The organism is Burkholderia sp. RF4-BP95, assembly GCF_001521985.1.
Lineage (GTDB): Bacteria > Pseudomonadota > Gammaproteobacteria > Burkholderiales > Burkholderiaceae > Burkholderia > Burkholderia diffusa.
Map to the genome: position 1 here is coordinate 184,005 of NZ_LOSX01000029.1, position 14,189 is coordinate 198,193.

Sequence of the window (14,189 nt, forward strand, 5' to 3'; positions counted from 1 at the left end):
CGAGTTGCGGCGGCGGTCGTGTCGCCGTGCTGATCGAATTCTAGGCGATGGCGGCCCGGCTCGTGAGGCGCGCGCGTCGTCGGCTGCCACGGCGGGCGTGCCGTGTCGCGCGTTACCGCGTGCAGCGCGCGTCCTTGCGCTGCACCACGAGGATCACGGGATACTTCTCGCCGTGCTCGAGTTCCACCGGCGCGACGACCGTCAGCGTCGCCGGGTCGGAATCGTCGTACACGCTGACCTGTTCATTGCGGATATAGGTCACGCCGGTGCAGTTCGATGCGCGCCCATCGTCCGACACCTTGCACTGGATCTCGTTTTCCTTCAGGTAGTTGTACGGCGTCGGGCTCGCGAGATATTCGCGCAGGCTGCGCGGCGAGCCGCCGACGCCCTTCACGTACGCGATCGCGCACGACGGCGTTTGTGCGTCCGTGCCGGAGGCGGAATCGGCGGCCGCCGCGTGCGTGCCGACGGCGGCCAGCAGGGCGACGAGCGACGAGGCGATGAAGGGCTTCATGACGTGGTTTCCCGTTTCGCGAATCGGAGCGCCGGATTGTAACGGCATCGCGCGAGATGCGTCGGCCCGTTGTGCGGGCACCGTGCGTGGCGCGCGGCGGACAAACAAAAACCCCGTCATTCGATGAATGGACGGGGTTTGGCGAACTTCCTGGCGGAAGCGGTGAGATTCGAACTCACGGACAGTTTCCCGTCGCCGGTTTTCAAGACCGGTGCCTTAAACCGCTCGGCCACGCTTCCACACGAGGCAGCATTGTAACCGAAATGCCGCCTCGTTCCGCCTCAATCGTCGCGCAGGAACAATTCCTGCAAGTCGTTGAGGAAACGTTGACCAAGCGGTGTCGGCGCGATCTGCGCAAAATCGCGCGTGATCAGTCCGCGCTGCTCCGCTTCCTTGAGTGCCGGCTCGATCGTGCCGATCGGCAAGCCCGTGCGTTCGACGAAGCTGTGCACGGGGAAGCCCTCGACGAGCCGCAGCGTGTTCAGCATGAACTCGAACGGCAGGTCGCGCGCACCGACTTCACGTTCCTCCTGAACCGGCGTGCCGGCCATCGCCTGTTCGACGAAGGTGGCCGGATGCTTGTAGCGTGCCTGCCGCAGGATCCGGTTCGGGAACGACAGCTTCGTGTGCGCGCCCGCGCCGATCCCGAGATAGTCGCCGAAGCGCCAGTAGTTCAGGTTGTGCTTGCACTGATGATTCGGCTTCGCGTAAGCGGACACTTCGTAGCGGTCGTAACCGGCCTCGGCCGTGCGCGCGTGGATCCATTCCTGCATGTCGGCCGACGCGTCGTCGTCGGGCACTGCGGGCGGAAACTTCGCGAACAGCGTGTTCGGTTCCAGCGTCAGGTGATACAGCGACAGATGCGGCGGCGCGAACGACAGCGCGGTCTCGATGTCGGTCCGGCATTCGTCGAGCGTCTGGTTCGGCAGCGCGAACATCAGGTCGAGGTTGAAGTTGTCGAACGTCTTCGCGGCGATCTCGACGGCCGCGCGCGCCTGCGCGGTGTCGTGAATGCGGCCGAGCGCCTTCAGATGGCCTTCGTTGAAGCTCTGGATGCCGACCGACAGGCGGTTCACGCCGCTCGCGCGGAACTGCGCGAACTTCGCGGCCTCGAACGTGCCCGGGTTTGCCTCGAGCGTGATCTCGGCGTCGGCATCGAGCGGCAGCAGCGCGCGCACGTCGGACAGCAGCCGGTCGAGACCGGCCGCGGACAGCAGGCTCGGCGTGCCGCCGCCGATGAACACCGTATGCACCTGCCGGCCCCAGACGAGCGGCAGCGCCTGTTCGAGATCGGCGCGCAGCGCGTCGAGGTATTCGGTTTCCGGAAACCGCTCGCCCTTCCACTCGTGCGAGTTGAAATCGCAGTACGGGCACTTGCGCACGCACCACGGAAAATGCACGTACAGCGCGAGCGGCGGCAGCGACGTGAGCCGTACCTGCCCGGGCGACGTGAAGGCCGCGACGACGCGCGCGCCGGTTTCCGCCGCCTGGCTCATGCGGCCTCCGGTTGCGAATGCGTGACGAAGACGATCATGCCGGTTCCTCCGCGAGCCGCGCGAGCAGTGCCTTCAGCGCGAGCGCGCGATGGCTGTGCGTGTTCTTCACGGCCGGCTCGAGTTCGGCTGCCGTCGCGCCGAGCGACGGCAGGTGGAAATACGGGTCGTAGCCGAATCCGTGCTCGCCGCGCGGCGTGTCGACGATCTCGCCCGCCCAGCGACCTTCGGCGAACAGCGGCTCGGGATCGTCCGCGTGGCGCACCAGCGCGAGCACGCAGCAATAGTATGCGCGCCGGTCGGCGACGCCGCGCAACTGCTCGACGAGGTACGCATTGTTCGCCGCGTCGCCCTTGTCGCCGCCCGCGCGCTGCGCGTAGCGCGCCGAATAGACGCCCGGCGCGCCGCGCAGCGCGCGCACGCACAGGCCGGAATCGTCGGCGATCGCCGGCAGGCCGGTGAGCCGCGACGCGTGGCGCGCCTTCGTCAGCGCGTTCTCGATGAACGTGCCGAACGGCTCTTCCGCCTCCGGCACGGCCAGGTCGCCCTGCGGCACGATCTCGATGCCGACCGTCGAGAACAGCGCGGTGAACTCGCGCAGCTTGCCGGCGTTGTTCGACGCTAGCACGATGCGCGACAGCGGCGCGAGGGTGCGATCGTCAGACATGGCCGGCGCCCAGCACGTCCTTCTGCAACTGCACGAGCTGGCCGATCCCGCTTTGCGCGAGGTCGAGCAGCGCGTTCATCTCGGCGCGCGAGAACGGCACGCCTTCGGCAGTGCCCTGGACTTCGACGAAGCCGCCGGCGCCCGTCATCACGACGTTCATGTCGGTGTCGCAGCGCGAATCTTCCGCGTAGTCGAGATCGAGCACGGGCGCGCCTTCGTACACGCCGACCGAGATCGCGGCGACGTGGTCGGTGATCGGCGAGCGCGCGAGCTTGCCGGCCGCGATCAGCTTCGACACGGCGTCGTGCGCGGCGACGAAGGCGCCGGTGATGCTGGCCGTGCGCGTGCCGCCGTCGGCCTGGATCACGTCGCAGTCGATGTGGATCGTGCGCGGGCCGAGCGCTTCGAGATCGAACACCGCGCGCAGCGCGCGGCCGATCAGGCGCTGAATTTCCTGCGTGCGGCCCGTCTGCTTGCCGCGCGCGGCTTCACGGTCGCTGCGCGTGTGCGTCGCGCGCGGCAGCATCCCGTATTCCGCCGTCAGCCAGCCCTGGCCGCGATCGCGCAGGAATTCGGGCACGCGTTCGGCGACGCTCGCGGTGCAGATCACCTTGGTATCGCCGAATTCGACGAGTACCGAGCCTTCGGCGTGTTTCGTGTAATGGCGCGTGAGGGCGACCTTGCGCAGTTCGTCGGCGCGGCGGCCGCTCGGGCGGGACAGGGAAGACGTCATGGGGGAATCGTGGACGGAAGAGGAAACCCCGATTTTAGCGCCGAACGGCAGCCTTGCCCGGCGGGGTGGGGCGCAAAAATGGGATAATGCGCGCTTCCCGCCCCGCGCCTTGCAATGCGCCGGGCGCCTCGACATATTCCCGCCCGAGAAGGGCACCCAGACGGCGAGACGAACCATGATCTACAGCATGACGGGCTATGCGAGCGCGACGCGCGAACTCGCGACGGCTACCGGCAACGGCGGCACCAGCGTGTCGGTCGAACTGCGCACCGTGAACTCGCGCTTCCTCGACCTGAATTTCCGCATGCCGGACGACGTGCGCGCGTGCGAGCCCGCGCTGCGCGAAATGCTGATGAACAAGCTGTCGCGCGGCAAGGTCGACGTGCGCATCAACCTGCAGCGCGGCGAGCAGAGCATCGGCGCCGGCGCGCTGAACCAGACGGCCCTCGGCCAGCTTGCCGAGCTCGAGCGCTCGGTGCTCGATTCGTTCCCGGGCGTCGGCCGCCTGCGCGCGGGCGAGATCCTGCGCTGGCCGGGCGTGCTCGCCGAGAGCGGCGTGTCGGCGGAAGCGATCCGCGACGCAGTGCTCGCGTGCGGGAAAGAGGCGATCGGCGAGCTCGTCGTCGTGCGTTCGCGCGAAGGCGCGCAGCTGGCGACGATGCTGCTGTCGAACGTCACCGAAATGGAAGCGATCGTCGCGCGCATCACGCCGCTCGTGCCGGAGCTGATCGCGAAGCATCAGCAGAAGATCGTCGAGCGGCTGCAGGAAGCGCTCGGCCTCGCGGCGCCCGAAGGCAGCGCGCCGATCGTCACGCGCGAGGAAGCCGCGGAACGCATTCGTCAGGAAGTGACGATGTACGGCATCCGGATCGACATCGCGGAAGAACTGTCGCGACTCACCGCGCACCTGAACGAAACGCGTCACGTGATCGAGAAGGGCGGCCGCGTCGGCAAGCGTCTCGACTTCATGATGCAGGAACTGAATCGAGAAGCAAACACGCTCGGCTCGAAGGCGGCGGCAAAGGAACTGGCCGACGCATCGATGGCGCTCAAGCTGTTGATCGAGCAGATGCGTGAGCAAGTGCAAAACCTGGAGTAACGCAACATGACCCATCCCACTCACGACGGCCACGCATCGCATGCGCTGCACGGCGGCGTCTATCCCGGCAACCTGTTCATGGTCATCGCGCCGTCGGGCGCCGGCAAGTCGACGCTCGTGAACGCGCTGCTGTCGAAGGACAGCGACATCTGCCTGTCGATTTCGTACACGACGCGCAAGCCGCGCCCGGGCGAGCAGGACGGCCAGCACTACCACTTCACGACCGTCGAGGATTTCCGCACGCGCCACGCCGCGCACGAATTCCTCGAAAGCGCGGAGGTGCACGGCAACTATTACGGTACGTCGCGCGTCTGGATCGAGGAGCAGATGATGAACGGGCACGACGTGCTGCTCGAGATCGACTGGCAGGGCGCGCAGCAGGTGAAGAAGCAGTTCCGCAACGCGGTCGGCATCTTCATTCTGCCGCCGTCGCTCGACGCGCTCGAGGAACGTCTGAAGAAGCGCGGCCAGGACGAACCGAACGTGATCACGCGACGCCTGCTCGCGGCGGGCAGCGAGATGGCGCACGCGTCCGAAGCGGAATACGTCGTGATCAACGAGAATTTCGATTGTGCACTGGCCGAGCTCGAATGCATCGTCGCGGCGACGCGCCTGCGCTTTGCTTCGCAGTACGCGCGACATGCCGAGCTGTTCATCGAGCTCGGCATCCATTTGCCCCACGCGGAATGACGCGGGGGTAGAGGGACATAAGGTAGAATAGGGACTATATTCAGAAGGAATTACCAACATGGCTCGCATTACCGTCGAAGACTGCCTGAAGCAAATCCCCAACCGCTTCGAACTGGCGCTCGCCGCCACTTACCGCGCGCGGCAGCTCGCGCAAGGCCATACGCCGAAGATCGAGAGCCGCGACAAGCCGACCGTCGTCGCGCTGCGCGAGATCGCCGCCGGCCAGGTCGGCGTCGAGATGCTGAAGAAGGTGCCGGTGTAACGCGCATCCGGCCCGTTCCAGCCATGTAGTCCACGCGCGCAACGACTCGACCTGGAGGCGAATATGAGCACCACCCCATCGTCCGCCTCCGCGGATTCGACCACCGAAGCCACGGCCCAGTCGCCTGCGCGCCAGTACATCGACGCGGTCCTCGAACAGTCCTTCCGGCATCTGTTCGGGCCGACCGCCACTCCGGAGCAGCCGCGCAAGCACGGCGTCGTTTCGATCGCGAAACTGACGACCGCGCTTGCCGAGTATCTCCCTCCGGAAGAAATCAAAGAGGTCAAGGCGGCGTTCCACTTCAGTGACGAAGCCCACCTCGGTCAATATCGCCAGAGCGGCGAACCCTATATCACCCATCCCGTCGCCGTCGCGGAAATCTGCGCCGGCTGGAAGCTCGACGCGCAAGCCGTGATGGCCGCGCTCCTGCACGACGTGATGGAAGACCAGGGCGTGACCAAGAGCGAGCTGGCCGAACGGTTCGGCCCGAAGGTCGCCGAGCTGGTCGACGGCCTGTCGAAGCTCGACAAGATGGAGTTCCGCAGCCGCGAGGAAGCGCAGGCGGAAAACTTCCGCAAGATGCTGCTCGCGATGGCGCGCGACGTGCGGGTCATCCTCGTCAAGCTCGCCGACCGTCTGCACAACATGCGCACGCTCGGCGCGGTGCCGATGGAAAAGCGCCGCCGCGTCGCACGCGAGACGCTCGACATCTACGCGCCGATCGCGCACCGCCTCGGGTTGAACAACACGTATCGCGAGCTGCAGGACATGAGCTTCGCGAACTTCAACCCGCATCGTTACGCGACGCTCGAGAAGGCCGTGAAGGCCGCGCGCGGGAACCGCCGCGAAGTGATCAGCAAGATCCTCGAGGCCGCGCAGCGCGCGATGGGCGACGCGAAGCTCGACGCCGAGATCACCGGCCGCGAAAAGACGATCTACAGCATCTATCGCAAGATGCGCGACAAGCAGCTGTCGTTCTCGCAGGTGCTCGACGTATACGGCTTTCGCGTCGTCGTCGAGAATCCGCTCGACTGCTACACGTGCATCGGTGCGTTGCACGCGCTGTACAAGCCCGTGCCCGGCAAGTTCAAGGACTACATCGCGATCCCGAAGATCAACGGCTATCAGTCGCTGCACACGACGCTCGTCGGCCCGTTCGGCGCGCCGATCGAGTTCCAGGTGCGCACGCGCAAGATGCACGAGATCGCCGAGGCGGGCGTGGCCGCGCACTGGCTGTACAAGAACGGCGGCGCGGATCTGAACGACGTGCAGAAGCGCGCGCATCAGTGGCTGAAGTCGCTGCTCGACATCCAGAGCGAAGCCGGCGATTCGAGCGAATTCCTCGAGCACGTGAAGATCGACCTGTTCCCGGATGCGGTCTACGTGTTCACGCCGAAGTCGAAGATCATGGCGTTGCCGCGCGGCGCGACGGCGCTCGATTTCGCGTATTCGATTCACAGCGATCTCGGCAACCAGTGCGTGGCCGTGAAGATCAACAACGAGTTGCTGCCGTTGCGTACCGAGCTGAAGAGCGGCGACATCGTCGAGGTGATCACCGCGCCGTATTCGAAGCCGAACCCGGCGTGGCTCGGCTTCGTGCGCACCGGCAAGGCACGCTCGGCGATTCGTCACTACCTGAAGACGATGCGCCTGAACGAGTCGGTGCAGCTGGGCGAGCGGCTCGTCGACCAGAGTCTGAAGGGTTACGGGCTCGCGCTCGCCGATGTCGCGCCCGAGGTGTGGGAGAAGCTCGTCCAGTGGACGGGCAACAAGAGCCGCCAGGAAATCTTCGCGGACATCGGCCTCGGCCGGCGCGTCGCCGCGGTGATGGCCAAGCGCATCGAGGTGCTGATGAGCGGCCGCGATGCGGACGACGATCTGCCGAAGTCCGAGCGGCATCCCGCACACAATGCGCCGCCGGTCGTGATTACCGGCACCGAAGGGATGTCCGTGCAACTGTCGGCGTGCTGCCGGCCGATTCCGGGCGATGCGATCATGGGCTATATCGGCATCGGGCTCGGGATGGCGATTCATACGACCGATTGCCGGGTCGCGCAGCGCATCCATCGTCGCGATCCGGGCCGCTGGATCGACGTCGAGTGGGCGCCGCAGCCGGGTCGTCTGTTCGACGTCGCGGTGAAGGCGCTCGTGAAGAACACGAAGGGTATCTTCGCGCGTGTCGCGGCGGACATCACGTCGGCCGACGCGAACATCGTGCACATCGCGATGGACGAGGATCTGACGCACGAATCGACGGTGCTGCGGTTCGTGATCCAGGTCAGCGATCGCGTGCATCTCGCGAACGTGATGCGGCGCGTGCGGACCAATCCAGACGTGATGCGGATCATGCGCGAGCGCTCGACCGACGACAGCGTGCATGCGCGTCACGACGGCGGCATGCGCATCGAGCGCGAGCGGCAGGATTACTGACGTCGCGCGTGGGTTTGCGGCGGGATACGACGGCGGCCACGGGCCGCCGTTTTCGTTTGTGCCGCGGGTCGGGCGGTGTCGCGCAGCGGCAACCCGACTCGAGCCGAGCGGGCGATGGCCGAAGAGAAGAGGGGCGGAAAAGAAAAAAGGGCCTTCCCGGAGGAAGGCCCTTCTGAGGTGGCGCGGCTGGCAGGATTCGAACCCACGACCCCTTGGTTCGTAGCCAAGTACTCTATCCAACTGAGCTACAGCCGCACGCAAAAACAAAACGCTACAACATCGAACTGAAAGGGCCTTCGGTTTGGAAGGCCCCCAAAAAGGTGGCGCGGCTGGCAGGATTCGAACCCACGACCCCTTGGTTCGTAGCCAAGTACTCTATCCAACTGAGCTACAGCCGCACGCAAAAACAAAACGCTACAACATCGAACTGAAAGGGCCTTCGGTTTGGAAGGCCCTCGAAAAAGGTGGCGCGGCTGGCAGGATTCGAACCCACGACCCCTTGGTTCGTAGCCAAGTACTCTATCCAACTGAGCTACAGCCGCACGCAGAAGCGGAAGTATAGCAGGGTTGTATAAAAAGGGAAGCCTTATTCGCAAAAAATGTCACCCGATCTTGGGCGGCCGCGTTCGTGTACCCTTGATGCATCAGTCATCCATGTGTTGAATCTGCATCATGAACAAGGCGTTTGTCAAAGAGTCGGACGGCGACGACGACGATCTCGACCCGAGTCAACCCGCGATTCCGGCGGGCACGAAGAACTACATTACCCCGGCCGGCCACAAGCGGCTCAGGGACGAACTCCTGAACCTGATCGACGTCGAGCGTCCCGAGGTCGTGCGGCTGGTGTCGTGGGCCGCGTCGAACGGCGATCGGTCGGAGAACGGCGACTACATCTACGGCAAGCGGCGGTTGCGCGAGATCGACCGCCGGATCCGCTTCCTGACGAAGCGGCTCGATCTCGCCGAAGTCGTCGACGCGAGCCGGCAGGAGAATGTCGACCAGGTGTTCTTCGGCGCGACCGTCGATTACGCGACGCCGGACGGCGAGGATCACACCGTCACGATCGTGGGGATCGACGAGGTCGATCTCGATCGCGGTTGTGTCAGCTGGATCTCGCCGGTCGCGCGGGCCCTCATCAAGGCGAAGATCGGCGACACCGTCACGCTGATGACGCCGGCCGGTCCCCAGCCGATCGACGTGCTCGACGTTCGCTATCCGGCGCCGGGCGGCGCGTGAGCAGCGAGTGGTGCATCCGCGCAGTGCCGCGCCGAAACGACGAGCGCCCCGGGGTGGGGCGCTCGTCATGACGCTCCCGGCCGAAGCGCCGGGACCGATGGCGTGGCTCAGAAGCGGTGGCGCATGCCGGCCGTGACCGCGATCTGCTTGTTCGTCGACGACGCGGTGCCGAGCCCGTTGATGTTCGCGCCGACCGCCAGGCCGTCCGCATTGACCCGCTGGTACTCGCCCTGCAGATACAGGTCGGTGCGCTTCGACAGCGCATAGTCGGCCTGCAGGTTGAACTGGTGCCAGCTCGGCGTCTGGCCGTCGAGGCGGCCGTCGGTGTACGTGTACGAGCCCGCGAGCGAGAACGCCGGTGTCAGCGCGTAGCGGCCGTTCACTTCGTAATTGTTGAAGCGCGTGCCGCCGGCGAGCGGGATGCCGCCCGACACACCGGACTGCCCGGCGCTGATCCTGGCCGAATCGGTCAGGCGCGTCTGCGTGAACACGAAGCCGGCCGTCGCGGGCCCGAACGTGTAGTTGAGGCCCGCGCCCCAGGTGCGCTGACGGCTGGCGGCAAACGTCCAGTCGCCGGCCACCGCGCCGGGGTCGCTGGCTGCGAGCGACAGCGCGTTGATGTTGTTGTTGAGCTGCATGTACGCGGCCGCGACGTTGAAGCCCATGTAGCTGTACGACGCGCCTACGCTGTATGCGCGGTTGTTCGAGAAATCGCTGGAATTCGAGAAGCCGTACAGCGCGCCGAACTTCAGGCCGCCGTAATTGGCACTCTGATACTTGACCGAGTTGTTGATCCGGAACGAGTTGTTCAGGTTGTCGTTGTCGAACGGGTGCGCGAACTGCGTGCCGCCGTATTGGGTGCCGGTCAGCGACAGCGGGCCGAGGAAATCGACGACGCTGTCGTACTGGCGGCCGAGCGTGAGCGACCCGTAGCTCTCGTGCGCGAGGCCGACGAACGCCTGGCGGCCGAATTCGCGGCCGTTCTGCTTGAGCGAACCGTTGTTGATGCCGAAGCCGTTTTCCAACGTGAAGATGGCTTTCAGTCCGCCACCGAGATCCTCGGTGCCGCGCAGGCCCCAGCGGCTGCCGTTGATCGAGCCGCTCGTCTCCTGCCACGCGCTGTGGCCACCCTGGTTGTTCGTATAAGTGATGCCGGCGTCGATCAGGCCGTACAGCGTGACGCTGCTTTGCGCATGGGCGGCAGTGGCGCACACGCCGGTCAATGCGGCGACGATCAGGGGCTTTTTCATGATCTGTCTCCAAACAGGATGATGTCGATCGAACCTGCTGCGGGCATCGGCGGCGTCGCGGGTCGGCGACGCCGTGCGCGTGGAGCGCGGCACCCTCGTCGGAAATCCATTTGCAGTGTACGGATGGGGCCGGGTGCAGAAGAAAATTGCTTCCGGCAATACTGTATTTTGAATCCCGCAAGAATAAGTGTATGCGCCGGGAGCCCCGGCCATCAAGGCTTTGCGGCAGCGCAGCAGGCGGAGAAGGTGCTCAGGACTGCATAAAGGGTGTCGTGGACGTTGCGCGATCGCGACAGGCACTCACTGGCGGGCGGAAGTAGGCCTGGCGCGATTATTGACACATCGGCAATAGAGGTTTGTGTGGAGCATGGATAATGAAAGGATGTTCTCTCGCTATACTGCGATCTCTGCTTTCCGAAGCAGACTTTTTCGTTGACGGAAAAGATCTCCAAACCTTTGTCGGCGCGACTTCCCAGTCGCGCTTTTTTTTCCCGTCTTCCAGGTCCCTATTGCGTGTACGAGCGTCGCTTGCGCTTGCCCGTGGGCGGCGTGTCGTCGGCTTCGGGTTGCGGCGGCGTATACGTCCAGTCTTCCATCACGTAGTGACGGGCGTCCAGCGGTGACGCCAGCAGGTTCTGCCAATGATCGCCGTGCCAGGTCGGGTCGAATTCGGTGTCGCAAGGTGTGTCGCGGGACTCGGCCAACGCGCGGGACTTGCGGCGCACGCGTGCGAGTCGGCTCGCGAAGCGTTTGATTCCGTCCAGCCACATGACCTTCTCCTTCCATTGCCTTGCACCAGCATCGCAACGTCCCTCGTTCTTCGCAATCCGGAAAAAACCCGAGGATTTTACCGCCCCGATTTGTCACCGGTAGGTTTTTCACGGTTTCGATTATGTGGGATTCGATCCCGGTAATATTGACAGGTTTTTGGTGCGGATCAATTAATAAAAGACGATGGTGTACCGATTCCAGTGGTATTGACGTTTTTTTGATAAAGAAAGCGCCAAAAATTCCCTTGACGCGCCTGGATTGTCCAATTTATAAAGTCAGCACTCCGTCCCCGGGCGGAGCGCTGGGGGTGAGTGTCGGCGCGCCGTTGCGGGATTTCGGGAAGCGGCTATAAACAGTAGCTTTTTTGATCTAATCGAGTGGGGAACGAAGGTATGGATACCGGTATCGTAAAATGGTTTAACGATGCTAAAGGTTTCGGCTTTATTACGTCCGACAATGGCGGCGAAGATTTGTTTGCGCACTTTTCCGAAATCCGCATGGACGGCTTCAAAACGCTGAAGGAAAACCAGCGCGTGTCCTTCGAAGTGAAAGTCGGGCCGAAAGGCAAGCAGGCAGCGAATATCCAGGCGGTCTGACGCGCCACGCATTGCCGAACTCGTCCGGCCCCCGCATCGCGGGGGCTTTTTGCTTTTCGGGGCACGAAAACCCGGGACCGGCGAATCGAATCCGCTTCGGACTGGTCGCGAACACGGCTGCCGGTGCATACTCACGGAAGCATCGTTTCTCCCGCCTTTTATGTCCGATTTCAGCCCGTCAGATCCCGCCTGCGAACAGCCGCTCGTCTTCGTCGACCTCGAAACCACCGGTGGTTCGTCCGCCGAGCACCGCATCACTGAAATCGGCGTGGTCGAAATCGGCCCGCTGGGCGTGTCGACATGGACGACATTGGTCAACCCGGGGCAATCGATTCCGCCGTTCATCCAGCAACTGACGGGTATTTCCGATGAGATGGTGCGCGACGCGCCGTCGTTCGCGTCGCTCGCGCCCGTGCTGTTCGAGCGGCTCGACGGCAAGCTGTTCGTCGCGCACAACGCGAGCTTCGACCGGGGCTTCCTGCGTGCCGAATTCGAGCGCGCCGGCTTCGCGTTCAATCCGGACGTACTGTGCACGGTGCGGCTGTCGCGCGCGCTGTTTCCGCGGGAGGCGCGACACGGACTCGATGCGCTGATCGAACGCCACGGTCTCGTCCCCGCCGCCCGCCACCGGGCGCTCGCGGATGCCGATCTCCTTTGGCAGTTCTGGCGACAATTGCACGAGATCGTGCCGCTCGAGCGTCTGCGCGACCAGATTACGCGCACGACGCGCCACTTCCGTCTCGCGGGCGGCATGACCGAAGCGTGGCTCGATACCGCGCCGGCCGGATGCGGCGCGTACGCGCTGTTCGGGGAGGGCGACGAAGCGCTGTATGTCGGCCGCAGCGTGCGCGTGCGGCAGCGCTTGCGTGCGCTGCTGACCGGCGAGCGGCGTTCGTCGAAGGAAATGCGGATTGCGCAGCAGGTGCGGCGCGTCGAATGGCGGGAGACCGGCAACGAACTCGGCGCGATGCTTGCGGAAGCGCAGTGGATCGCTCGCCTGCGTCCGTCATACAACCGGCGTCCCACGGCCGAAAGTGGCCGTGCCGGCAATGCGCCCTGGCCGTTCGACGGCCCGGTCGCGTTCGAGGCGAGCGGCGAGCGCCGCCTGTTTCACGTGATCGACGGCTGGCGCTACCTCGGTGCGGCCGAATCGCTCGATGCGGCCGCGCGGCTCGTGGCCGACGGCGCGGACGGTGCGTTCGAACCGCATACCCATCGCCTGCTGCAGACGCATCTCGCGCGCGGCCTGCAACTGATTCCGCTAGCGGCGCTCATGCCAGCCGACTGAGCACGGCCGTGCTGCCGCGCGCAATGGCCGTGCGCCGTCAGCCGATCGCACTGGCGCCGCCGGCGGAGCAGACGTGCGACAGCGCGATGCCGAGCGCCTGCGTCTGGGTGCGGTCGTAGCGGGTCAGTGTCTTCCAGTTCGCGATGCTGCGTGCGAGCCGCGCCTGGCAGTCGGGTGCGTCGCGCAGCGGTGCGACTTGCGCGAGGCCGGCCAGCATCTTTTGCGTGAGCTGATCGAGCGCCGGCCGCGTGCTGGTCGCGAGGTCGGGCGGTGAGCCTTCCGGCGGCCGCGTTGCGCGCCACGTTGCAAAGAGCGCGTTCTGCACGTCCTTGCTCGCGGCGATCTGATCCTCGAAGAACGTGCGCGCGAACGCCGGATCCACGCCGGACTGTGCGGCGCGTTTTTCGACCGATGCGAGCAGTGCCGCTTCGCGCGGCTGGTCCTCGATCGCCTTGTGATTCGCCCATTTCCATCGCGCGACGGGTTCGGCAAGCGCGAGCCGCTGCGATGCGAGCGCGACGAGATTGGTGAGCGCGGTGTCGTCGCCGTCCGCGCGTGCGATGTGCGGTGACGAAAAAAAGGCGACGCCGAGCGTGGCGACAGCGACGCTGGCACGAATGGCTTGTTTCATCGGAACGATCGGGAGAACCGGACGGGCCGGAGGTGGAAAACCAGAAGGATAGACGAAGACAGTCGCGCGGCGGAACGACGCGACAGAAGAATCAGCGGACGCGCTGATCCGGCACCGTCAGGCCGTTGCAGCCCGGGTGCGAAGCGATCTGCGCCGAAAACGCAGCGATGAACCGCACGATATCGATCGACACGTGGCGGTTACAGAACGGAACGTAGGTTCACTTCGGCGAGTACAGCTTGTGCTGCTCGTCGAAGAATGCCCGGACATACTCGGGCAACTCGGCGAGGAATTCCACGCCGACGGGTTCCGGATCCGGGCTCATCACTTGCTCGGGCGGGGGCATGCGGGTTGGTCTTTCGTCCATGGTCGTTTCTCCAGCAGGTTCAATAATTATCAACCTCGCGCTCGGATTTATGCCAGAGGCGAATCGTTAGATTTTGTCTCTGTTGTATTAACGGCACATGCGCTGCTGCGCACCGTGCGATGCCGGCTATTGCACCTCGCACGTCGGCAACGATCGGGCCGC

15 protein-coding genes and 4 tRNA genes are annotated in these 14,189 nt (G+C 64.8%); 7 read left to right on the forward strand and 12 right to left on the reverse strand.

All coding sequences use genetic code 11. The annotated features are described in order from the left end of the window. Nucleotides 1-112: 112 nt before the first annotated feature. The 5 genes from WS46_RS13275 to rph all read right to left on the reverse strand — a co-directional run bounded on the left by WS46_RS13275 (nt 113) and on the right by rph (nt 3,407). A complete protein-coding gene (locus WS46_RS13275) occupies nt 113-514 on the reverse strand; it encodes a hypothetical protein (protein ID WP_059507119.1) in 402 nt (133 codons plus the stop codon). Between the two features lie 151 nt (nt 515-665). Beyond that, nucleotides 666-753, reverse strand: a tRNA-Ser gene (locus tag WS46_RS13280). A 42-nt stretch (nt 754-795) separates the two neighbouring features. After that, a complete protein-coding gene (hemW, locus tag WS46_RS13285; protein ID WP_059690791.1) occupies nt 796-2,010 on the reverse strand; it encodes a radical SAM family heme chaperone HemW in 1,215 nt (404 codons plus the stop codon). Between the two features lie 34 nt (nt 2,011-2,044). Further along, nucleotides 2,045-2,674, reverse strand: coding sequence for an RdgB/HAM1 family non-canonical purine NTP pyrophosphatase (gene rdgB / locus WS46_RS13290; RefSeq protein WP_059530132.1), 630 nt, complete (start codon nt 2,672-2,674; stop codon nt 2,045-2,047). Further along, entirely contained in the window at nt 2,667-3,407 is a 741-nt protein-coding gene (gene rph / locus WS46_RS13295) for a ribonuclease PH (protein WP_059530129.1), read from the reverse strand. The genes rdgB and rph overlap by 8 nt, the downstream gene beginning before the upstream one ends. Nucleotides 3,408-3,582: 175 nt before the next feature. Between rph and WS46_RS13300 the strand changes: the two genes are divergently transcribed. From WS46_RS13300 to WS46_RS13315, 4 genes are all read left to right on the forward strand, one after another. Then, nucleotides 3,583-4,506, forward strand: coding sequence for a YicC/YloC family endoribonuclease (locus tag WS46_RS13300; protein ID WP_059467048.1), 924 nt, complete (start codon nt 3,583-3,585; stop codon nt 4,504-4,506). A 6-nt stretch (nt 4,507-4,512) separates the two neighbouring features. Further along, the gene (gmk, locus tag WS46_RS13305) at nt 4,513-5,196 is read left to right on the forward strand and encodes a guanylate kinase (RefSeq protein ID WP_059690792.1); all 684 of its coding nucleotides are present in this window, start codon (nt 4,513-4,515) and stop codon (nt 5,194-5,196) included. Nucleotides 5,197-5,254: 58 nt separating this feature from the next. Then, nucleotides 5,255-5,458, forward strand: coding sequence for a DNA-directed RNA polymerase subunit omega (rpoZ, locus tag WS46_RS13310; protein ID WP_006025620.1), 204 nt, complete (start codon nt 5,255-5,257; stop codon nt 5,456-5,458). Nucleotides 5,459-5,521: 63 nt separating this feature from the next. After that, the gene (locus tag WS46_RS13315; RefSeq protein WP_059530123.1) at nt 5,522-7,888 is read left to right on the forward strand and encodes a bifunctional (p)ppGpp synthetase/guanosine-3',5'-bis(diphosphate) 3'-pyrophosphohydrolase; all 2,367 of its coding nucleotides are present in this window, start codon (nt 5,522-5,524) and stop codon (nt 7,886-7,888) included. A 178-nt stretch (nt 7,889-8,066) separates the two neighbouring features. Here WS46_RS13315 and WS46_RS13320 read toward each other — a convergent pair. The 3 genes from WS46_RS13320 to WS46_RS13330 form a co-directional block, all read right to left on the reverse strand. Further along, nucleotides 8,067-8,143 (reverse strand) — tRNA-Arg (locus tag WS46_RS13320). A gap of 66 nt (nt 8,144-8,209) precedes the next feature. Beyond that, nucleotides 8,210-8,286, reverse strand: a tRNA-Arg gene (locus WS46_RS13325). A 67-nt stretch (nt 8,287-8,353) separates the two neighbouring features. Next, a tRNA-Arg gene (locus WS46_RS13330) sits at nt 8,354-8,430 on the reverse strand. 130 nt (nt 8,431-8,560) lie between these two features. Between WS46_RS13330 and greB the strand changes: the two genes are divergently transcribed. Next, nucleotides 8,561-9,124 (forward strand): transcription elongation factor GreB, encoded by a 564-nt coding sequence (gene greB, locus WS46_RS13335; RefSeq protein WP_059690793.1) that lies wholly within the window; start codon nt 8,561-8,563, stop codon nt 9,122-9,124. 107 nt (nt 9,125-9,231) lie between these two features. On the opposite strand, the gene WS46_RS13340 is transcribed toward greB, so the two are convergent. Further along, nucleotides 9,232-10,374 carry a porin gene (locus WS46_RS13340; RefSeq protein WP_059530117.1) on the reverse strand — a complete coding sequence of 381 codons (1,143 nt, stop codon included), beginning with the start codon at nt 10,372-10,374 and terminating at the stop codon, nt 9,232-9,234. Nucleotides 10,375-10,880: 506 nt separating this feature from the next. Continuing rightward, nucleotides 10,881-11,144, reverse strand: a complete 264-nt coding sequence (locus WS46_RS13345) for a hypothetical protein (protein ID WP_059530114.1) — start codon at nt 11,142-11,144, stop codon at nt 10,881-10,883. Between the two features lie 393 nt (nt 11,145-11,537). Between WS46_RS13345 and WS46_RS13350 the strand changes: the two genes are divergently transcribed. Together WS46_RS13350 and WS46_RS13355 are read left to right on the forward strand one after the other, a co-directional pair. Continuing rightward, on the forward strand, nt 11,538-11,741 hold the full coding sequence (locus WS46_RS13350; RefSeq protein WP_027783827.1) for a cold-shock protein: 204 nt from the start codon (nt 11,538-11,540) through the stop codon (nt 11,739-11,741). Between the two features lie 160 nt (nt 11,742-11,901). Next, entirely contained in the window at nt 11,902-13,029 is a 1,128-nt protein-coding gene (locus WS46_RS13355) for an exonuclease domain-containing protein (RefSeq protein ID WP_059690795.1), read from the forward strand. 37 nt (nt 13,030-13,066) lie between these two features. Here the strand turns inward: WS46_RS13355 and WS46_RS13360 are convergent, their stop codons facing one another. Both WS46_RS13360 and WS46_RS36030 read right to left on the reverse strand, forming a co-directional pair. Next, the gene (locus tag WS46_RS13360; protein ID WP_059690797.1) at nt 13,067-13,660 is read right to left on the reverse strand and encodes a chorismate mutase; all 594 of its coding nucleotides are present in this window, start codon (nt 13,658-13,660) and stop codon (nt 13,067-13,069) included. 220 nt (nt 13,661-13,880) lie between these two features. After that, nucleotides 13,881-14,027, reverse strand: a complete 147-nt coding sequence (locus WS46_RS36030; RefSeq protein WP_167359231.1) for a hypothetical protein — start codon at nt 14,025-14,027, stop codon at nt 13,881-13,883. Nucleotides 14,028-14,189: the final 162 nt, after the last annotated feature.